This is a genomic window from Actinokineospora bangkokensis, assembly GCF_001940455.1.
Classification (GTDB): domain Bacteria; phylum Actinomycetota; class Actinomycetes; order Mycobacteriales; family Pseudonocardiaceae; genus Actinokineospora; species Actinokineospora bangkokensis.
In genome coordinates this window covers 37,366-57,001 of the sequence record NZ_MKQR01000015.1, presented here as the reverse complement: position 1 = coordinate 57,001, position 19,636 = coordinate 37,366, and the positions used below count along the sequence as shown (strand labels likewise).

Annotated in this window: 17 protein-coding genes; 6 read left to right on the top strand and 11 right to left on the bottom strand. The window is 75.4% G+C overall.

Annotated features, from left to right (window positions below; all coding sequences use genetic code 11):
• Nucleotides 1–57 precede the first annotated feature (57 nt).
• Entirely contained in the window at nt 58–894 is an 837-nt protein-coding gene (locus BJP25_RS14455; protein ID WP_075975441.1) for a helix-turn-helix transcriptional regulator, read from the bottom strand.
• An 85-nt stretch (nt 895–979) separates the two neighbouring features.
• Here BJP25_RS14455 and BJP25_RS14450 point away from each other — a divergent pair, with 85 nt between their 5' ends.
• A complete protein-coding gene (locus BJP25_RS14450; protein WP_075975440.1) occupies nt 980–1,750 on the top strand; it encodes an SDR family NAD(P)-dependent oxidoreductase in 771 nt (256 codons plus the stop codon).
• Nucleotides 1,751–1,795: 45 nt separating this feature from the next.
• Here the strand turns inward: BJP25_RS14450 and BJP25_RS14445 are convergent, their stop codons facing one another.
• From BJP25_RS14445 to BJP25_RS14435, 3 genes are all read right to left on the bottom strand, one after another.
• Complete coding sequence (locus BJP25_RS14445; RefSeq protein WP_075975439.1) at nt 1,796–3,358, bottom strand: SMP-30/gluconolactonase/LRE family protein; 1,563 nt, start codon at nt 3,356–3,358, stop codon at nt 1,796–1,798.
• Nucleotides 3,355–5,136 carry a flavin-containing monooxygenase gene (locus BJP25_RS14440; protein WP_233158079.1) on the bottom strand — a complete coding sequence of 594 codons (1,782 nt, stop codon included), beginning with the start codon at nt 5,134–5,136 and terminating at the stop codon, nt 3,355–3,357. The genes BJP25_RS14445 and BJP25_RS14440 overlap by 4 nt, the downstream gene beginning before the upstream one ends.
• 160 nt (nt 5,137–5,296) lie before the next feature.
• A complete protein-coding gene (locus BJP25_RS14435; RefSeq protein ID WP_075975438.1) occupies nt 5,297–6,313 on the bottom strand; it encodes an alpha/beta hydrolase in 1,017 nt (338 codons plus the stop codon).
• 170 nt (nt 6,314–6,483) lie between these two features.
• Here BJP25_RS14435 and BJP25_RS14430 point away from each other — a divergent pair, with 170 nt between their 5' ends.
• A complete protein-coding gene (locus tag BJP25_RS14430; protein ID WP_075975437.1) occupies nt 6,484–7,542 on the top strand; it encodes a hypothetical protein in 1,059 nt (352 codons plus the stop codon).
• On the opposite strand, the gene BJP25_RS14425 is transcribed toward BJP25_RS14430, so the two are convergent.
• The 6 genes from BJP25_RS14425 to BJP25_RS14400 all read right to left on the bottom strand — a co-directional run bounded on the left by BJP25_RS14425 (nt 7,529) and on the right by BJP25_RS14400 (nt 13,486).
• On the bottom strand, nt 7,529–8,239 hold the full coding sequence (locus tag BJP25_RS14425) for a class I SAM-dependent methyltransferase (RefSeq protein ID WP_075975465.1): 711 nt from the start codon (nt 8,237–8,239) through the stop codon (nt 7,529–7,531). The genes BJP25_RS14430 and BJP25_RS14425 overlap by 14 nt on opposite strands.
• A gap of 44 nt (nt 8,240–8,283) precedes the next feature.
• Nucleotides 8,284–10,029, bottom strand: coding sequence for an ABC transporter ATP-binding protein (locus BJP25_RS14420; RefSeq protein ID WP_075975436.1), 1,746 nt, complete (start codon nt 10,027–10,029; stop codon nt 8,284–8,286).
• On the bottom strand, nt 10,026–11,711 hold the full coding sequence (locus tag BJP25_RS14415; RefSeq protein ID WP_075975435.1) for an ABC transporter transmembrane domain-containing protein: 1,686 nt from the start codon (nt 11,709–11,711) through the stop codon (nt 10,026–10,028). The genes BJP25_RS14420 and BJP25_RS14415 overlap by 4 nt, the downstream gene beginning before the upstream one ends.
• A gap of 3 nt (nt 11,712–11,714) precedes the next feature.
• Nucleotides 11,715–12,398 (bottom strand): PP2C family protein-serine/threonine phosphatase, encoded by a 684-nt coding sequence (locus BJP25_RS14410; protein ID WP_075975434.1) that lies wholly within the window; start codon nt 12,396–12,398, stop codon nt 11,715–11,717.
• A 9-nt stretch (nt 12,399–12,407) separates the two neighbouring features.
• Complete coding sequence (locus BJP25_RS14405) at nt 12,408–12,869, bottom strand: SRPBCC domain-containing protein (RefSeq protein WP_075975433.1); 462 nt, start codon at nt 12,867–12,869, stop codon at nt 12,408–12,410.
• A 107-nt stretch (nt 12,870–12,976) separates the two neighbouring features.
• A complete protein-coding gene (locus BJP25_RS14400) occupies nt 12,977–13,486 on the bottom strand; it encodes a MarR family winged helix-turn-helix transcriptional regulator (RefSeq protein ID WP_075975432.1) in 510 nt (169 codons plus the stop codon).
• A gap of 76 nt (nt 13,487–13,562) precedes the next feature.
• On the opposite strand from BJP25_RS14400, the gene BJP25_RS14395 reads away from it, so the two are divergent.
• On the top strand, nt 13,563–14,750 hold the full coding sequence (locus BJP25_RS14395) for an FAD-dependent monooxygenase (RefSeq protein ID WP_075975431.1): 1,188 nt from the start codon (nt 13,563–13,565) through the stop codon (nt 14,748–14,750).
• Between the two features lie 78 nt (nt 14,751–14,828).
• Here the strand turns inward: BJP25_RS14395 and BJP25_RS14390 are convergent, their stop codons facing one another.
• Nucleotides 14,829–15,485 carry a TetR/AcrR family transcriptional regulator gene (locus BJP25_RS14390; protein WP_075975430.1) on the bottom strand — a complete coding sequence of 219 codons (657 nt, stop codon included), beginning with the start codon at nt 15,483–15,485 and terminating at the stop codon, nt 14,829–14,831.
• Between the two features lie 134 nt (nt 15,486–15,619).
• On the opposite strand from BJP25_RS14390, the gene BJP25_RS14385 reads away from it, so the two are divergent.
• Genes BJP25_RS14385 through BJP25_RS14375 form a run of 3 tightly spaced genes read left to right on the top strand, consistent with a single transcriptional unit; the run spans nt 15,620 to nt 19,596 of the window.
• Complete coding sequence (locus BJP25_RS14385; RefSeq protein WP_075975429.1) at nt 15,620–16,753, top strand: VOC family protein; 1,134 nt, start codon at nt 15,620–15,622, stop codon at nt 16,751–16,753.
• Nucleotides 16,754–16,777: 24 nt separating this feature from the next.
• Nucleotides 16,778–17,713 carry a fumarylacetoacetate hydrolase family protein gene (locus tag BJP25_RS14380; protein WP_075975428.1) on the top strand — a complete coding sequence of 312 codons (936 nt, stop codon included), beginning with the start codon at nt 16,778–16,780 and terminating at the stop codon, nt 17,711–17,713.
• Nucleotides 17,710–19,596: an acyl-CoA synthetase gene (locus BJP25_RS14375; RefSeq protein ID WP_075975427.1), complete on the top strand. Its 1,887-nt coding sequence runs from the start codon at nt 17,710–17,712 to the stop codon at nt 19,594–19,596. The genes BJP25_RS14380 and BJP25_RS14375 overlap by 4 nt, the downstream gene beginning before the upstream one ends.
• Nucleotides 19,597–19,636: the final 40 nt, after the last annotated feature.

Genomic DNA, 19,636 nt, shown 5'->3' with positions numbered 1-19,636 from the left:
CACCCGAGCCCCCGCTTGTTCAGAGCCCCGCGCGGCGGAGGCAGAGCAGCACGCTGATCACCCGCGCGTGTCCATCCGCTGCGTGCCCAGCACCGACAGCAGCTCCAACGCCTCCGCCTCCCGCGACCCCGGCTCCGCCGTGTAGACGACCACCCGCTGGTCCCGGTCGGCGATGTCGAGCACGTCGCAGTTGAGGCGCAGCGGCCCCACCCGGTCGTTGAGCACCGTCTTCACCATCGCGGGCCGGACCTCGACCGAGTTCTCCGCCCACAGCCGCTCGAACTCCGCGCTGCCCGCCCGCAGCTCCCGCACCAGCGCCGCGGTCTCGGGGTCGTCGGGGTAGCGGGCGGCCCGGGTGCGCAGGTCGCGCGCCGCGGCCCGGCCGAACTCCTCGGTGTCGGTCGTCCAGGCGATGCCCTCGTCGAGGAAGGTGCGCACCAGCAGGTTGCGCTCGCGGCGGGTGAGCGCCGAGAAGTCGGTGAGCAGGGCGGCGGCGAGGTCGTTCCAGGCGATGACCTCCGACAGCGCGGAGAGCACGATCACCGCCGCCCCCGGCAGCCGGTCGACCAGGTCGCGGATCGACTGGCGCACCTCCCGGTTCGGCGCGGACGCGGGGGTGGCCGCCACGCCCGCCAGCCGGTGCAGGTGTTCGCGCTCGGTGTCCGACAGGCGCAGGGCGCGGGCCAGGGCCGCCACCACCTCGCGGGAGGGGCCGCTGCCGCGCGCCTGCTCCAGCCGGGTGTAGTGCTCGGTGGAGATGAACGCCAACCGGGCCACCTCCTCGCGGCGCAGTCCGGGGGTGCGCCTGCGGGTGCCCGCGGGCAGGCCGACGTCCGCGGGGGAGATCGCCTCGCGGCGGCTGCGCAGGAACCTGCCGAGCTCGGGTGCGTCCACACCCCCAGTATGCGCTGGCCGGTCGGGCTCATCCGGGTACAGCGCGTACCTGGTTGCGGTGGGCGCGGGGGCGCAGCGTGGAGACATGGAACACGAGAACCTGTTGACCGGCAAGACGATCCTGGTGACCGGCGCGGGCCGGGGGATCGGTGCGGCGGCCGCCAGGCTGTTCGCCGCCGAGGGCGCCCAGGTCGTGCTGGCCGCGCGCTCGGAGGACCAGCTCAAGGCCGTCGCCGAGGACATCACCGCCGCGGGCGGGCAAGCGCACACCGCTGTCTGCGACCTGGCCGACCAGGACAGCGTCGCCGCCGCTGTGCTGGCCACCACCGACCGGTTCGGCAAGCTCGACGGCGCGTTCAACAACGGTGCCACCGGTCAGCCGCCGGGGCCCATGGACGGCCTCGACCCGGCCGAGTTCGACCGGGTGTACGCGGTGAACCTGCGCGGCCAGTGGCTGGCGATGGTGGCCGAGGTGAAGGCGATCCGGGCCACGTCGGGCTCGGGCGCGATCGTCAACACCTCCAGCATCGGCAGCCTCGTCGGCAACCCGGTGCTGCCCGCGTACGGGGCGATGAAGCGGGGTGTCAACAGCCTCACCGAGTCCGCCGCGCTGACCTACGCGGCCGAGGGCATCCGGGTCAACGGCGTGGCCCCCGGGCCCATCCTGACCGAGATGCTGCTGGAGTGGGAGGCGAGCACCCCCGGCGTCCTCGACGACGTGCGGGCCAGGACCCCGCTGGGGCGCGCGGGCACCCCCGAGGAGGTCGCGCACGCCGCCGCGTGGCTGCTCAGCGACCGGTCCTCCTACGTCACGGGCGTGACGCTCTCGGTCGACGGCGGCCTGCACGCGCTGTGACGCCGAGCCCGCGCCGCGCCCCGGACGGGCGCGGCGCGGGCGCGGTCACCTGGGGGTGAGGCGCAGGACGGTGCCCTCGCCGTTGGCGGACAGGAGCACGGCGCCGTCCGGCCCGGTCGCCAGGCCCGCGAACTGCGGCGCCATCCCCGGCATCCCGTGGCAGCGCAGCCCCGTGTCGCCGCGCACGACGCCCGCGGGCAGGCCCACCGGCAGGTCCTCCGCGTCGACGCGCACCTCGCCGGTGGCGGTGTCCACGGCCAGCAACCGCTTGCCGGAGGTGTCGACCACCAGCAGGTCCCCGCCGAGCACAGCGATGCCCTGCGGCGCGCCGAGCCCGTCCGCCAGCAGCACGGCCACGCCGTCGACGACCTCGTACACCGCCCCCGCCGACTCGTCGCTGACCCAGCAGCGGTCGCCGTCCACCGCCACGTCCACGGGCGCGGTCAGGCCCTCGACCAGCACCGACACCCCGGCGTCGACCACCAGCACCCGCCCGGCGCCGGTCTCGGCCACCACCAGCGCGCCGTCGGCCCGCACGGCCACCCCGGTCGGGCGGTCGAGCCCCGCCGCGCGCACCTCGGTACGCCCGGTGGCCGGGTCGTGGTCGCGCACGTCCCCGAACTGCGAGGTCAGGTGCAGGGTGCCCGAGGGCGACACCGCGATCCCGTGGGAGAAGACCAACAGCGCCTCGGTGCTGACCCCGTCGGCGCCGTCCGGCGCCGCGACCCGGTAGTGGTCGGCCACCCGCACCCGCCCGCCCAGGTCCACCACGACGCCGTACGGGCCGTCGAAGCCGGGCTCCACCACTGTCCGCGTGCGCCCGTCCGGGTGCAGCTCGGTGATGCCGCCGCTGGCGAAGCTGGAGACGAACAGGCGGTTCTCCGCGTCGAACGCGCCGTTGTCCAACCCGGCGATCCCGCTGGTCACCAGGGCGCGCCCGCCGGTGCCGAACAGGTCGACCCTGGTCACCACCCCGGCGCCGCCGCGGGAGAGCACGTGCAGCACCCCGCCCCGGTCGAAGCGGACGGCGACGGGCTCCAGCACGTCGGCGACCACCAGTTCCGCCGCGCCGCCGTCCGGTGGGACGCGGTGGACGGTGCCGGTGAGCATGTGCGGGTAGTACAGCCAGCCGTCCGGGCCGAGCTGCATGGCGTTGCCCATGGCCAGGTCGTCGGCCAGCACGGTGCTCGTGCCGCCGGTCAGCTCCAGCACCCGCCCGCCGGGGCGCATCTCGTTGACGAACAGCCGGTCCCCGACGCAGGTGATGCCGTTGGGCACCGCCACCTCGTCGGACACCACGGTGTACTCGCCCGCGGGGGAGCGGCGCCAGACGACGCCCGGCACCAGGTCGGTGATGTACATCGACCCGTCGGCCCCGAAGGCCAGGTCGTCCGGCGACCGCACGGGCCCCTCCACCGGCTCGACGACCTCGACGTCGCCGGTGGCGGTGTCCACCGCGCAGATGCGCGCGCCCAGGTACTCGGCCACGTACAGCCTGCCGTCCGGGCCGAAGGACACGCCGTTGGAGCCCCAGAGCAGGTTGGGGCGGTTGAGCCTGCGCACGTCCCAGCGGGTGCTCGTGGGCTCGGCGGGGCCGAACCGGCTCACCGCCCGCCGCCCAGCACCTCGGCCATGTCGCCCGCCCGCCACCGCCGCAGCACCTCGTGGAAGGCGACGGGGCCGTCGCCGTAGGTGCTCAGGCGCGGGCGCGGCATGCCCTCGTTGTTGTAGTAGCCCGGGGTGCACTCGGAGTGGAACCGGTGCAGGTCGTGCGATTTCGCCTGGACCTCGCAGGCCCAGCTCTCCTGGCTGGCGGGGGTGGGCTCGACGACCCGCACGCCCTCCGCCCTGGCCCGCTTGACGACCTCCGCGATGTGCGTGGCCTGCTCGTCGAGGATGTGCGTGTAGTTGACCGACGCCGCGTTCTGCAACGGCCCGAGCAGGAACAGGTTCGGGAAGCCGTGGGTGTAGAAGCCATGCAGGGTGCGCGGGCCCGTCGCCCAGTGCTCGAACAGCGTGCGCCCGTCCCGCCCGTGCACCGGCAGCGTGCCCGACAGGACACCGGAGACGCCGACCTGGAAGCCGGTGCTGAGGATGAGGCAGTCCACTTCGTACTCCACGCCCGCGACGACCACGGACCTCTCCGTCACCCGCTCCACGCCGCCGTGGTCGGCGGTGTCGACGAGGGTGACGTTCGGGCGGTTGAACGCCTGCAGGTAGTGGTCGCTGAACGTCGGCCGCTTGCACAGGTAGCGGTACCAGGGCTTGAGCAGCTCCGCGGTGCGCGGGTCGTCGACGACCGAGTCCACCCGGTCGCGGATGTGCTCCATCTGCCGGAAGTCCGCGATCTCCCCGAGCCGGTCGCGCTCGGCCGGGTCCAGCTCGTCGAAGGCGTCGCTGGGCACCAGGTTCTGCAGCAGCAGCGCGCTGCGCGTCCACCCGTCCCGCACCAGGTCCTCGCCGTCGCCCACCCCGCTCACCGTGCGCAGGAAGTTCTCCCGCCGCTCGCGCGCCCAGCCGGGCTTGAGCGAGCGCGCCCAGCCGGGGTCCGTCCGGCGGTTGTCCCGGACGTCCACTGTGGAGGGCGTGCGCTGGAACACGAGCAGGTGCTCGGCGTCCTCGGCCAGGTGCGGCACGACCTGGACGGCGGTGGCGCCGGTGCCGATCAGCCCGACCCTGCGCCCGCGCAGCCCCGTCATCCCGCCGCTCGCGTCCCCGCCGGTGTAGGCGTAGTCCCAGCGGGAGGTGTGGAACACGTGCCCCTGGAAGTCCTCGATCCCGGGGATGCCGGGCAGCTTCGGCGTGCTGAGGGTCCCGGTGGAGACCACCACGTTCTCCGCCCGCACCCGGTCGCCCCGGTCGGTGGACACCGCCCACGCCCCGTCCACCCACCGCAGCCCGGTGACCCGCGTCTGGAAGAGCGCGTCCCGGTAGAGGTCGAAGTGCCGCCCGATCGCCCGCGCGTGCTGCCGGATCTCCTCCCCGGGCGCGTACTTCCACTCCGGCACGTACCCCAGTTCGTCCAGCAGCGGGAGGTAGACGTAGGACTCGATGTCGCAGTGGATGCCCGGGTACCGGTTCCAGTACCAGGTCCCCCCGAAGTCGGCCCCCTCGTCGACCAGCCGGATGGACCCCACCCCGGCCTGCCGCAACCGCGCACCCGCCAACAAGCCCCCGAACCCACCGCCGACGACCAGCACGTCCACCGAGTCGACCTTGGGCTCCCGCGTGGCGTCCTCGGCGTGCGGGTCGGCCGCGAACCCCGCGAACCGGCCGCTCACCCCCTGGTACTGGGCACTGCCGTCGGGGCGCAACCGCCGCTCCCGCTCCGCCCGGTACCGCGCCCGCAGCGCCTCCAGGTCCAACCCCGCCGGTGTCTCCACCACGCCCAGCCCGCCTCTCGCCGTCCACCGTCCCCGTGCGCGCCGGAGGGTGGCCGGGCGATCACGGGCTGGCACCAGTCAAACCGACCACCCGGAACTAAGTCAATCAACTGACTTAGGTTCCTGGAGTGCCGCGTGCCCGACTCGTGCGGTGGGAGCGCCGCTAGCTGGTCTTGGCGCCGGTGAGGGCGGTGCGCAGGGCGGTCATGGCGCGGGCGCGGAAGGCGCGCATGGGGTCGGTGGTGGCCATGTAGAGGTCGGCGCCGTGGTACATGCCGGGTTCGATGTGCAGGTCGCAGGGGACGTCGGAGGCGCGGAGGCGGTGGGCGTAGTCGATGTCCTCGCCGTAGAACAGGTCGAGGTCGCCGACGCCGATCCAGGCCGGGGGCAGGCCGGTGAGGTCGCTGCGGCGGGCCGCGGCGGCGTAGGGGCGGTCCTCGTGCTCGCGGACCTCATGGCCGAGGTAGGACTCCCAGGCGAAGCGGTTGGAGGCGGGGCGCCAGACGAACGCGCCGCGGCCGCCCTGCTCGCGGTGCAGCACCGTGCGGTCGTCGACCATGGGGTAGACCAGGCACTGGAAGGCCACCGGCACCCCGGTGTCGTGGGCGCGCTGGGCCACCGAGGCGGCCAGCCCGCCGCCCGCGCTGTCGCCGCCCACGGCGATGCGGGTCGGGTCGACGCCCAGGTCGGCGGCGTTGGCGTGCAGCCACTCCAGTGCCGCGAAGCAGTCGTCGAAACCGGCGGGGAACGGGTGCTCGGGGGCGAGCCGGTAGCGCGAGCTGAGCACGAGCGCGTCGAGGTCGTCGGCCACCGCCGCGCACCACGGCTCGCTCATCGCCGGGCTGCCCATGATCGTGCCGCCGCCGTGGATCCACAGCACCGCCGGGCTCGGCCGCGTGCGGTCGTGGCGCTCGTAGAGCACCGACCCGGTCAGGTCGGACTCCAGCACGCGGGTGCGCACGTCGGCGGGGAGCGGGTAGGTCTGGGTGGGCCGACTGCGCATGAACCGCAGCACCGACCGGTTGGTGACCGACAGCGGCGGCAGCACCCGCCGCGTCCGCAGCTCGGGCCGCACGGCCGCCACCTCGGCCCGCCGCGCCCGCACCGCCCGCGCCGCGCGCGAGGCGGCGGCGGAGCCCGCCGTTACCGCCAGCAGCCCGGCCACCCGACCCCACGCCATCACGCCTCCCGGTTGTCGACCCCACAGCCATGATGGCCCGTGCGCCGCGCCGCTGCCCACGTGATGTCGCCCCCGTGTCCGCCGGACGGGGGAAACCCCACTTCCGGGTACCGCTCCACTTCAAATAGCGGCATTATTGGGGTACTCGTCGTCAACCCAGGGGAGTGCCCGTGCCGGTCGCCCCAGCGCTGCTCGCCCCCGCCCCGCCCGTCCTGCGCGCCCTGCCCACCCCGCTGCCCGGCAGCACCAGCGCGCCCCTCGGCATCACCCGGTCCGGCCTGGTCGTCGGGCACGTGCGCGGGCCGCGCGCCCGGCACCCGCAGGCCGTGGTGTGGCGCGACGGCGACCCGGTGGTGCTCGGCCGCGGCACGCCGGTCGGCTGCAACGCCCACGACGAGGTCATCGGCACGGACGCGGCGGTGGGCGCGGCGGTGCTCTGGACCGGCGGCCGGGCCCGGCCGCTGGTCCCACCGGGGGCCGAGCGCAGCGCGGGCCTGGGCATCGCCGACACCGGCACCGCCGCCGTCCTGGGCGTGCGCGGCGGCGAGCAGGCGGTGTGGACCTGGCGCGCGGGCCGCTGGCGGTGCGTCGGCCCCGGCGCGCACGCGGTGATCGGCCCGCGCGGCGACCTGGCCGTGCGCGGGCCGGGCGGCACCCGCGTGCACTTCGGCGGCTGGGGCCCCGGCCTGCCGGTGCTCGCCCCGCGCGGCGGCCCGCCACCCGAGCCGGTCTGCGTCAACGCCCACGGCGACGTGCTGTTCGACCTGCCCGACGGCCACCACCACCGGGCCGCGCTGTGGCGCGGCGGCAGGCTCACCGACCTGGGCACCCTCGGCGGCCGGGTCACCAGGACCCGCACCGCGGGCGCCGGGTTCGGGCCGCACCTCAACGACGCGGGCGAGGTGGCGGGCACCTCCACCACCGCGGACGGCCTCATCCACGCCTTCCGCTGGCGCGCGGGCGACCTGGTCGACCTCACCCCGCGCAACCGCACCGGCAGCGTCGCCCACAGCATCAACGCGCGCGGCGACGTGGCCGGTGTCGAGGTCGCCGCCGCGGCGGCGGGCGAGGACGCGCGCCTGTGGCCCCGCCACGGCGACCCGGTCGAGTACCCGTCGACCGGTGAGCACCACTACCTCGCCTGGGTGGCGCTGGCGCCGACGGCCCGCTGGCTCGTGGCCGCCGACGAGGGGCCGGGCCGCGGGCGGCGCCTGGTCAGCTCGCGGTGACGGCCACGGCGACGACGTCCGTGCTGGCCGCGGTCAGCGGGCCGCGCTGCCAGTCGCCGTGCAGCGTGGCCGTGAAACCGGCGGCGACCAGGTGCTCCTCGATCCGCTCCGGCTCCAGGAAGCGCAGGTCGCAGTGGTCGACGCGCAGGACCTCGCCCGTCCGCGCCGCGGTCGTCTCGGTCAGCCCGACCACCCCGTCGCCCCGCGGGTCGACCGCGTGGGTGACGACGACGGGCACGCCGCGGTGGTCGGTGACGCGGGTGGCGCGCCGCGGCCAGTCCTCCCAGGCGCGGGCCTGCGGGTGCCGCGTGCTGAAGGCGAACACCCCGCCCGGGACCAGGACCCGGCGGATGGCGGTCAGGGCGTCGCGCAGGTCCGCGTCCGTCGTCAGGCACTGGAAGGCGTTGCCGGTCATGATCGCGACGTCGAACTCGCCGGTGGCGTCGGTGGCCCGACCCTCGACCCAGTCGACACCCTCGCACCGGCGGGCCCTGGCGAGCGCCGCGCGGTCCGGGTCCAGGCCCACGAGCCTGCCCGGGTGACCTGCCTCCTTCGCCCGGATCAACACGCGTCCGGTGCCGCAGCCGACGTCCAGCACGCGCTCGGCACCGGCGATCGCGGACAGGAAGAAGTCGTCGTCGGCGCCCCAGGTGTTGAGCAGGTCGTAGAGGGCGGCCACGTCGTCGTCGCTGTACACGGCCACGGGTGTACACCGCCGGTGGCGGGCGCCGCGAGCGGGTTTCAGGCCCGCGGGTGCCAGGAGCGCCACAGGGCGCTGTAGCGGCCGTCCAGGCGCAGCAGCTCGTCGTGGGTGCCCAGCTCCACCAGTTCGCCCGCCTCCAGCACGGCCACCCGGTCGGCGTCGCGGGCGGTGTCGAGGCGGTGGGCGATGGCCACGACCGTGCGGCCCGCGAGCACCGCGCCCAGCGAGCGCTCGGTGGCGCGGGCGGTCGTGGGGTCGAGCAGCGCGGTCGCCTCGTCGAGCACCAGGGTGTGCGGGTCGGCGAGCACCACCCGGGCGAGGGCGAGCTGCTGCGCCCGCGCGCCGTCGGGGGCGACGTCCACGCCCGCCACCGAGTCCAGGCCGCGCGGCAGCTCGGCCACCCAGTCCGCGCCCACCGCCGCCAGCGCCCGGCGCAGGTCGTCGTCGGTGGCGGTGGGTTCGGCGATCAGCAGGTTGTCGCGCACGGAGTCGCGGAAGACGTGGTGGTCCTGGGTGACGAGCACGACCTGAGCCCGCAACCGGTCCGGCGGCAGGTCCGCCACGGGCACCCCGCCCACCTCCACGCTGCCCGCCCGGGGCCGGTCGACCCCCGCCAGCAACCGGCCCAGCGTCGACTTGCCCGCGCCGCTCGCCCCCACCAGCGCGAGCCGTTCGCCGGGGCGCACGACGAGGTCGACGCCGCGCAGCACATCGCGGCCCTCGTCGTAGGCGAAGTGCACACCGCGCACCACGATCCGGTCGTCGACCGGCTCCGCGGCGCTGGTCGGGCCCGGCTCGGGAACCACCGTCAGCCCCTCGACCCGCGCGTAGGAGGCGACAGCGCCCTGCACCTGCTCCACCCACAGCGTGATCGTGTCCAACGGCCCCACGAGCTGCCGCAGGTACAGCGCGGCCGACACCACGACGCCCAAGCTCACGACCCCGCCGCCCACCACCAGCGAACCGCCGAGCAGCACCCCCACCACCGGCAGCGCGGAGGACACCTCCGCGGACGGGAACAGCACCGTCCGCAGCCACAGCGTCCGCAACCGCGCCGCCCGCGACCGCTCGATCGCGCCCTCGACCGCCTCGGCGCGCTCCCGCTCCAACCCGAGCGCCTCGACCGTCCGCGCCCCGTGCGCGGTGCTGGTGATCACGTCCGCCAGCCCGGCCCCGGTGGCGGCCTCCGCGAGGTAGGCGGCCCGCGCGCGCCGCAGGTACCACCGGAGCGCGAACCCGGTGCCCGCCAGGCACAGCAGCCCGCAAGCCCCCAGCACCGGGTCCAGCACCAGCACGGCGACGATCAGGAACACCGCCTGCACGGACGCGACCAGCACCTCCGGCACCGCCCGGCGCAGCGCCGTCGCCACGGCCGTGGCGTCCGTGCTCCCGCGGGCGATGAGGTCCCCCGGGTCCACCCGCTCCACGACCGCCGCGGGCAGCCGCAGCGCCCGTCCGAGGAACCGCTCCCGGACCCGTCCCGCCGTCCGCTCCCCGAACCGGTACCCGACCGCGATCGCGGCCCTGCCGAGCACCGTCTGCACCACGGTCGCGAGGACGATGCCGACGACCAGCAGGTCGATGGTGCCGACCCCGGCCCCGCGCGCCGCCGCGTCCACGATCCTGCCGAGCAGCCACGGCCCGACCAGGCCCGCGCCCGCCGCGAGGGCGGTGAACCCGAGCATCGTGGACACCGCCCGGCGGTCGGCGCGCAGGTCGCCCAGCGCCGCTCGGCGGACGTCGGCGGTCGTCGCGACGGGCAAGGTGTTGCGCGGTGCGCTCATGAGCGGGTGACCAGGGCGCGGTAGGCGGGGTTGGTGCGCAGGAGGTCCGCGTGCGGCGTCGGGGGTGTGGCCCGGTCGTCGTCCAGGAAGACCACGTGGTCGGCCTGGGTGAGGACGAGCGGGGACGTGGTGGTGACGACGGTGGTGCGGCCCCGGCGGGCCGCGCGCAGGCGGTGGGCGATGCGGGACTCCGTGGTGGCGTCCACCGCGGACGTGGGGTCGACGGCGAGCAGGACGTCCGGGTCGGCGTGCAGGGCGCGGGCCAGGCGGAGGCGTTGGCGCTGGCCGCCGGAGAGGGTGGTGGCGCCCGGGGGCAGGTGGGTGTCGAGGCCGTGGGCGAGGGAGTCGAGGACGTCCTCGGCCGCCGCCGCGCGCAGCGCGGACAGGAGGGCGGCGTCGTCGGCGGGGGTGCGGGCGATGAGGGTGGCCCGCAGGGTTCCGGGGAAGAACGCGGCGTCGTTGTCGGCCACCAGGACCCGGTCCCGGAGTTCGGCCGAGGAGATGCTGTCCACCCGGGTGCCCGACCAGGTGGCCTGGGTGTCGGCGAAGCGGCCCAAGCGGTCCACCAGGGCGATGGCGCCCGCCGGTGACGTGGACGCCACGGCGGTCAGCACACCCGGGTGGATCACCGCCCCGGTGGTGGGATCGGCCAGGGTGCCCTCCGGCGGGGCGGGGCGGGCGCCCGGGGCGTCGACGTGGTTCGGGGCGATGCCCAGCAGGCGGGTGACCCGGGCGGCGGCGACCAGGGCGCGCGCCAGGTCGCCGGTGCCCTCGATGAAGAACGCCACCGGCACCACCAGCACGGCCACGTAGCCGTGCACCGCCACCAGATCGCCCGCGGAGATCTGCCCCTGGGCGGCCATGCGCGCGGCCAGCCACACCACCGCGGCGAGGAACAGGGCGGGCAGACCCGTCGCGAGCGCGGTCACCCAGCTCGCCGGACCGCCCACCGCGTACCCCCGCTCCACCAGCCCCCGCGACATCTCGCGGTAGCGGCGCAGGTGGAAGTCCTTGCCGCCCAACCCGTTGAGCACCCGCAGCCCGCTGAGCACGTCCACCAGCCGGTTCGTCAGGGCGCCCTGGTCCTCCCGGTAGCGGGCGCCCGCGCGCTCGATGCGGCGCAGCAGCGGCCCGACCGCCAGCGCCAGCAGCGGCACGCCCGCCAGCACCACCAGCGCCAGCAGCGGCGAGGTGGACAGCAGCACCAGCGCGACCACCAGGTACGCCACCACCGCCCCCACCCCCGGCCCGGTGACGGTGAGGGACTGGGCGATGACCTGCACGTCGCTGATGCCGATGGCGACCACCTCACCCGCCGCGACGCGGGTCGGCAGGGTGGCGCCGAGGTGGGCGCAGTGGTGGACGGCGGCCCGCACGGTGCGGAAGGAGGCGTCCATGCGGATGCGGGTCATCGTGCGGTGGCGGGAGATGCCCAGGGCGGCGGTGAGGACGCCGGTGCCCAGCAGCGCCGCGGCCCACCCCACCAGCGCCCCGGTGTCGCCGGGGACCAGGCCGTCGTCGATCGCCCGCGACAGCAGGTACGGGGGCACGGCCAGCGCGACCATCCACGAGCTGCCCAGCGCGGCGCCGAGCAGCACCCGCGGCCACTGCGAGCGCACCAGCCAGAGCAGGAACCGGGCGGGGGAGCGGTGGTCGCGCGGGGTGGGGGGTGCGTAGGCCATCGCTCAGGCGTGCACGACGACGGCCGTGGCGTTGTCCCGACCGCCCGCCGCCGACGCCGCGGCGAGCAGGGCGTCCACCTGGGACCGGGGCTCGCCACCGGAACCGAGCACCCGGTGCAGGTCGTGGTAGTCGACCTGCTCGGCCACCCCGTCGGTGCACAGCAGCAGCACGTCACCCCGGACCAGGTCGAGGCGCAGGACGTCCGGGGCCGGGTGCGCGGGGTGCCCGACGTAGCGGGTCAGGTGGTAGCGGGCGCGCTCGGCCTCCGCGGAGTCGTGGGCGTACCAACCGTGCACCGCGCCCAACCACGCCATCGTGTGATCGACGGTCAACAGCTCCAACAGGCCCCCGCGCAACCGGTACAGGCGCGAGTCACCCACCTGCACCACCCAGTGCGCGCCGCCCGACTCGACCAGCGCGGTGAGCGTGCACCCCGACAGGAACCCGCCCCGCTCACCGAACGCGTGCGCCTTGGCGTGCGCCTCCGCCACCGCCGCGACCACCCCGTCGACGTCCCGGGCCGCCGCGACCAGCTGGACGGCGGTGCGGCTGGCGAACGCGCTGCCCGGCCCGGCACCCATCCCGTCGCTGACCACCGCGAGCAGGGGCCGCCTGCGCAGGTGCGCGGTGTCGTAGTTGTCCCGGTACCGGTTCCCGACCGCCGTCCCCACCGCTGCGCTGACCACGTGCCGAACCTACCGGCCCGCGGCGTCCCCCTCCGCCAGCGCCGCGAGCTTGTCCAGCGCCATCCGGGTACCCGTGGCGTTGTCCTCCGCCGAGATCGCGCCCGGCAGCCCCTCGAACGACACCGCGACCACGCACCCGCCCGGCGCGTCGCTCACCTCGGTGGTCATCCGCAGCTCACCGGACAACGCCACGTCCGCGCTCTCGAACGCGATCACCTCCACGACCCGCTCCCCGTCCACCAGCTCGGCGAAGTGACCGCCGTAGGTGTCCGTGGCACCGGACGTCTTGCCCTGCCCGGCGGGCGAGTCGTAGGTCAGCGACAACCGGAACCGCCCACCCGGCCGGGCGTCGAACTCGTGCACCCGCCCCGTCATGCCCTCCGGCACCCGCCAGCGGCACACCGCGTCCCCGTCCACCAGAAGCCGGTACACGACCGCCCGCGGGGCGCGCACCTCCCGGGTGATCCGCACGTCACCCTCCCCGGTGCCTGGGCCATGTCGGCCTAGATGGTGGCACGCCCCACCCCACCCCGCCCACCGCTCGGACACCACCAGCGCGCGGCACCTGCTGGTCCTGGTCAGGTGGGGGAGGGTGGGCCTTCCCGGTCGAGCCGCTGGTTGGCCTCGGAGATGGCCGCCGTCAGCTTGCGCAGGAAGGCGGTGGCGGCGCGCAGCTCGGCCGGGTCGGCGGTGTGCAGGGTGGTGGCGATCTCGACGCCCGCGAAGGCGAGGAAGCGCTGGGCCTTCTCGCGGGCGGCGGGGTCGGGGCGCAGGGTGACGCGGCGGCGGTCGGCGCTCTCGCGGCTGCGGTGGATGTGGCCCGCGCCTTCGAGGCGGTTGAGCAGGATCGTGGTGGCGCCGGTGGTCATGCCCAGGTGGCGGGCCAGCCGGGCCGGGGACAGCGGGTCGCCGGTCTCGGCCGCCCAGATGATCTGGCCCAGGGCGTTGGCGTCGGAGACCGGCAACCCCACCCACTCCCCGAGGTGGTGGTTGAGCTGGGCGAAGCCGACCGCCCAGTCGCGCAGGCGGTGCATCACCTCCACCTGGTCCGGTGACCAGCGCGTCGTGAGCGGGTCGACGTCCGCCATGCAGACCCCTTTGGTGCGTAGTAGCTTTGCTGCAAAGCTTACTCGGGTGGTCCGCCACCCCGATCGGGGAGGTCTGATGACGGCACGGCGTGCGGTGGTCTCCGGTGCGAGCATCGCCGGGCTCTCGGCGGCGTTCTGGTTGCGGCGCACCGGCTGGGAGGTGACCGTGCTGGAGCGCGCTGGCGCCTTCCGCGACGGCGGGCAGAACGTCGACGTGCGCGGGGTGGCCCACGAGGTGCTCGACCGCATGGGCCTCACGGCGGCGGTCAAGGCGCAGAACACCACCGAGACCGCCACGGTCTTCGTCGACGCCTCCGGCCGGGTGCGCGCCGAGCTGCCCACCGACGGCCCGGACGGCGCCACCGCGGAGCTGGAGGTGCTGCGCGGCGACTTCGCCCGCACCATCCTCGACCACCTGCCCGAGGGCGTGGAGGTCGGCTACGGCGACCCGATCGCGGAGGTGGTCGACGGCCAGGACGAGGTCGAGGTGACGACGCGGTCCGGCCGGGTCCTGCGCGCCGACCTGCTGGTCATCGCCGAGGGCGTCCGCTCGGCCACCCGCGACCGCCTCTTCGGCGACCTGGTCGGGCGCCGGGTGCTGGGCATCGCCATGGCCTTCGGCACGATCCCGCGCACCAGCACCGACGACAGCCGGTGGCGCTGGTACAACGCCGTGGGCGGCAGGCAGGTCCACCTCCGCCCGGACAACCACGGCACCACCCGCGCCATGCTCGCCCAGGCCCGCTCCGAGGACGTCTCCGGGCTCGACCGCGCCGCCGCCCTCGCCCACTTCCGCGCCCGGTTCGCCGACGCGGGCTGGGAGGCCCGGCGCGTCCTCGACGGCTTCGACCGGTCCGACGACGTCTACGTCGACCACCTGACCCAGATCACGATGAGCACCTGGCACCGCGGCCGGGTCTGCCTGGCGGGCGACGCGGCGTGGTGCGTCACCCCGATGGGCGGCGGCGGCTCGTCCCTCGCCCTCGTCGGCGGCTACGTCCTCGCCGCGTCGCTGTCCACCGGCTCGGTCGAGGACGGGCTGGCCGCCTACGAGGAGTGGATGCGCCCGCTCGTCGACGACGTCCAGAAGGTCCCCGACTGGGTCATCCCCTTCGCCTACCCCCGCACCCGGGTCGGGCTGGCCCTGCGCGAGGTCGTGGACAAGGTGATGACCTCGCGGCTGTTCGCCCCCATTATCGCGAAGGTCTCCCAGGTCGCCCGGACCGAACGCCCCCTCCCGCCCATCGCGGCCGCTCGCACCTGAGCGGAGGGCCCGCGGCGCGGTCGGCGGCACCCGGTCGCGCCGCCCGGGGGCGTCCCCGGCGGCAAGCGCCCGCTGGTCCTAGGGCGTCGCTTCCGGCCAGGTGGCGGCGGTGTCGAGGTCGGGGAGGGGGCGGGTGCAGATGTCGTGCGCCTCGGCGGGGGAGAGGCCGAGCATGCGCAGCAGGTCCTCGGTGACCTGGTCGGTGGTCTCGGCGTCGTCGCGGTCGGGCCTGCGGTGCAGCAGTTGGCCGAGGCCGAGCGCCGCGCCCGCCACCGTCACCATGGCCACGTCGGCGTCGGTGGTGGTGAAGCGGCCCGCCCGCGCCGCGGCCTCGATGTCGCGGCGGGCGCGGGGGGCCAGGCCGCTGTCGGCGGTGAACAGGTCGAACCCGTAGTGCAGCAGCACCTTGCTCAGCTCGGGGTTGCGGCGGTGCAGCCGCCCGAGCACGCGGAAGCTCTGCGCGAAGACCTGGGCCGGGTCGTCGAGGTCGGTGGTCAGCCCGTCGAGCAGGGCGCCGAGCAGGTCCAGCGCGTCCTCGACCGCGGCCTGGTAGAGCTGCTCCTTGGTGCCGAAGTGGTTGTAGAACGAGCCCAGCCCGACGTCGGCGGCCTGGGTGATCTCCAGCACCGACACCGCCGTGTTGCCCTCGGCGATGAGCGCCTGGGCCGCCCGGACGAGCGCCGTGCGGGTGCGCGCCTTGCGCCGCGCCACCCTGCTCGGGGCCTGCTCGGCCATCGCTGCTCCCGTCCGCCGCCGTCGGCGCGCATCGTACCCCCGCCGTCACCGCTGACGAAGTCGTCAGAAACCCTTGACTGACGAACCGCTCGTGACTGATGATTTCGTCATCAACGTCGACGAGGGGAGCCGCCGTGGCTGTCGGGCACGACCCGCACACCGGTCTGCACAGCGAGCGCGGCGCGCTGGCGGGGGAGCACCCCGGCCGGGCGGCGAACCCGGTGGTCAAGGCGCACGACCTGGCGTGGCTGGAGTTCGAGAAGCCGGACCTGCGGCGCGCGGAGGCCTTCGCGCGGGACTTCGGGTTCACCCCGGTGCTGAGCACCGGGCGGGAACTGCACCTGCGCGGCACCGACCCGGGGGCGCCGTGCGTGCTCATCCGCCGGGGCGCCCGCTCGCGGTTCCTGGGCCCCGCCTTCCGGGCGGCCGCCCGCGCCGACGTGCTCAGGCTGGCCGAGGCCACCGGACGGCCGGTGGCGGCGCTGCCGGAAGCGCTGGGCGGCGTCGTCGTCGACCTCGAAGACCCCAGCGGCCTGCACGTCCGGGTCGTCTCCGACACCGACGACTTGCCCGCGCTCCCCCCGCAGGAACCCCTGGTGCACAACGTCGGCCACGGCGCGCCACGGGCCAACGCCACGCTGCGACCGCCCCGGGCGCCCGCGCTCATCCAGCGGCTCGGGCACGTGGTGCTCCAGACGACGAAGTACCGCCAGACCCTCGACTGGTACCTGCACAACCTCGGGATGATCGTCAGCGACTTCCTCTACCACGCGGGGAACCGCGACCGCGGTCCCGTCATGAGCTTCATCCGCTGCGACCGCGGCACCACGCCCGCCGACCACCACACCGTCGCGCTGACCCTGGGCCCGGCCAACCGGTACGTGCACTCGGCCTACCAGGTCGCGGACCTCGACGCGATGGCCGCGGGCGGGGAGCACCTGCGCGAGCGCGGCCACCGCCGCTCCTGGGGCATCGGGCGCCACATCCAGGGCAGCCAGCTGTTCGACTACTGGCGCGACCCGGACGGGTTCCTGGTGGAGCACTTCAGCGACGGCGACCTGTTCGACAGCACCCTGGACCCGGGCTGGGCGCCGATGAGCGCGTCCGGCCTGGCCCAGTGGGGCCCGCCCGCCACCGCGGACTTCCTCGGCGTCCGGCCCGGCCGCCAGTCGCTGCGGGAGTTGCGCGCGGTGTTCTCCGCGCTGCGCGAGGACAACGAGTTCGACGCTCAACGCCTGCTCGGCCTGCTCAAAGTCGCCCGCACCTGACCAGACGACCCCGGAGGACCCCCTGTGAGCACGACGATCCTGCGCACCGCGGACGCGTGGTACGCCGCCGCGGGCGCGGACGCGACGAAGATCGACACCCGGGCCGCGACCACCGGCGCGCTGCTGGCCGACCGGGCGGCCATCGCCGCCGCCGCGGCGGCCCCGCCCACCGACCGCGTGGCGGACCTCGTCCTGGTCTCCCCGGTCACCGCGCCCTGCCGCGTGGTCGCCCAGATGACCAACTTCGCCTCGCACGTCACCGACTCGGGCATGGACCCGAGGACCGTGCCGCTGACCTTCTTCCGCAAGACCTCCGGGTCGATCAGCGGCCCGTTCGACGACGTGGTCACCCCGCCGCACGTGGACCTGCTCGACTACGAGGTCGAGATCGGCCTGGTGATCGGCCGGGAGATCCCCGTGGGCACCGAGGTCACCACCGCGCGCGGGTACGTGGCGGGCCTGGTCGTCACCGACGACGTCTCCGCCCGCGACGTCCAGCTGCCCAAGACCCAGTTCTACGAGGCCAAGTCCTACCCGACCTTCACCCCGGTCGGCCCCGCGCTGGTGCTGCTGGAGGACGACGAGTTCGACCGGTTCACCGACCTGCGGCTGCGGCTGTCGGTCAACGGCGCGCCCCGCCAGGACTCCGTCGTCGGGGCGGACATGGTCTACCAGCCCCTGGAGGCGTTGCAGGCGCTGTCTCGGTTCCAGCGCCTCGACCCCGGCGACCTGGTCCTCACCGGGACACCGGCGGGCACGGCGCTGTCCGCGCCGCCCAAGGTGGTGGAGAAGATCGGCGCGCTGCTGCCCCCGGCGCTGAAGTGGAAGCTGTTCTTCCAGCGCCAGGCGAAGAACCCCAGGTACCTGGCCGACGGCGACGTCATCGAGGCGACCGTGGCCACCGATGACGGCGCCATCGACCTGGGCACCCAGCGCACGGTCGTGAGGCGCAAGCGATGAGCGACGAGCTGCTGTGGCCCCGGTGCGCGGGCCCGGACGACCTGGCCGCGATCGAGGCCGTCCCGCTGGCCGACCGCGGCCTGCCGGAGTCGACCTACGCGCTGCTCCGGCGCGCCGCGCGGGCGTGGCCGGACCGCCCGGCCACCACCGTGCTGCCCAGCGCGGCCCGGTGGCGCGAACCCGAGGGCCGGACGTTCGCGGACCTGCTCGCCGAGGTCCACCGCTGCGCGAACCTGCTGCGCGCCTCGGGGATCGGCCGCACCGACGCCGTCGCCCTCATGTCGCCGAACTGCGCCGAGCTGGTCCCGGCGACCCTGGGGGCGCAGCTGGCGGGGATCGCCGCCCCGCTCAACGCGGGCCTGTCCCGCGCCCACCTCACCCAACTGCTCCGCCTGTCCGGGGCCCGCGTCCTCGTCACCGCCGGGCCGGAACTCGCCCCCGAGGTGTGGGAGACCGCCCGCGCGCTCGCCGACGAGCTGGACGTCCTGCTCGTGCTGCGCCCCACCGGCGCCACCGGCGAACCCCCGGCGCTGCCCGCCCTCGACGGCGTGCGCGTCGGCTACCTGCACGACCTCGCCGCCGACCACGGCGCGGACGGCTTCGACGGCGCACCACCCGCGGCCGGGGACCTGGCTTCGCTGTTCCACACCGGCGGCACCACCGGGACGCCGAAGCTGGCCGCGCACACCCACGCCAACGAGGTCAGCGACGCGTGGATGATCGCCGTCAACTCGTTGCTCGACGACACCGCCACCGTGTTCGCCGCGCTGCCGCTGTTCCACGTCAACGCCCTGGTGGTCACCCTGCTCGCGCCCCTGTTCAAGGGCCAGCACGCGGTGTGGGCCGGGCCGCTCGGCTACCGCGAGCCCGCGCTGTACGGGGAGTTCTGGAAGATCGTCGAGCACCACCGGATCGCCGCGATGAGCGCGGTGCCCACGGTGTACGCGGTGCTCACCCACTGCCCGGTCGACGCCGACATCTCCTGCCTGCGCTACGCCATGGTCGGCGCCTCGCCGCTGCCCGCCGCGGTGCGCGAGGGCTTCCAGGCCCACACCGGCGTCACCCTGGTCGAGGGCTACGGGCTCACCGAGGCCACGTGCGCCAGCGCCCGCAGCTTCCCCGACGCCCCGCGCGCCGGGGCCGTCGGCCAGCGCCTGCCGTACCAGCGGGTGAAGGTCGTCCACCCGGTGACGGGGGAGGACCTGCCGCCCGGCGAGACCGGCGTGCTGGCCATCAGCGGACCCACCGTGTTCCCCGGGTACGTCGTCGGGCGCGACGGGGCGGGGCCCGTGCTCGACGGCCTCGGCACGCTGGACGGGGGCTGGCTGGACACCGGCGACCTGGCCCGCCTCGACGCCGACGGGTTCGTGCACCTGACCGGCCGCGCCAAGGACCTCATCATCCGCGGCGGCCACAACATCGACCCGGCGACCATCGAGGACGCCCTGCTGGCCCACCCCGAGGTCACCGCGGCGAGCGCGGTCGGCAGGCCCGACGAGCACGCCGGTGAGGTCCCCGTCGCCTACGTGACCCTCGTGCCCGGCGCCGCGGCGACCGGCGCCGACCTGGTGGCCTGGGCCGGCGACCGGGTGCCCGAGCGCGCCGCGGCGCCCAAGGCCGTCACGGTGCTCGACGCGCTGCCCATCACCGACATCGGCAAGCCCTACAAGCTCGCCCTGCGCGCCGACGCCACCCGGCGCGCGCTGGCCGAGGTGCTCGACCCGCTCGGCGGGGTCACCATGGACGCCGTGGTCGAGGACGGCGCGGTGGTCGCCACCGCCCGCCTGGCACCGGAGGCGGACGAGGCGGCCGTGACCGCCGCCCTGGGCCGCTTCGCCGTGCCCGTGCGCGTCGAGGTCACCCACCCCGCAGACCAGCCGTGAGGACCGCCATGAGCACAGCGACAGCGCCGCCCCCGGCCCC

Bases quoted from the DNA above. Each gene is read 5' to 3' on its own strand.
- BJP25_RS14435 (WP_075975438.1), bottom strand. From the start codon at position 6,313: ATGGCGTGGGGTCGGGTGGCCGGGCTGCTGGCGGTAACGGCGGGCTCC.
- BJP25_RS14415 (WP_075975435.1), bottom strand. From the start codon at position 11,711: ATGGCCTACGCACCCCCCACCCCGCGCGACCACCGCTCCCCCGCCCGG.
- BJP25_RS14390 (WP_075975430.1), bottom strand. From the start codon at position 15,485: ATGGCCGAGCAGGCCCCGAGCAGGGTGGCGCGGCGCAAGGCGCGCACC.
- BJP25_RS14395 (WP_075975431.1), top strand. From the start codon at position 13,563: ATGACGGCACGGCGTGCGGTGGTCTCCGGTGCGAGCATCGCCGGGCTC.
- BJP25_RS14375 (WP_075975427.1), top strand. From the start codon at position 17,710: ATGAGCGACGAGCTGCTGTGGCCCCGGTGCGCGGGCCCGGACGACCTG.
- BJP25_RS14420 (WP_075975436.1), bottom strand. From the start codon at position 10,029: ATGAGCGCACCGCGCAACACCTTGCCCGTCGCGACGACCGCCGACGTC.
- BJP25_RS14400 (WP_075975432.1), bottom strand. From the start codon at position 13,486: ATGGCGGACGTCGACCCGCTCACGACGCGCTGGTCACCGGACCAGGTG.
- BJP25_RS14450 (WP_075975440.1), top strand. From the start codon at position 980: ATGGAACACGAGAACCTGTTGACCGGCAAGACGATCCTGGTGACCGGC.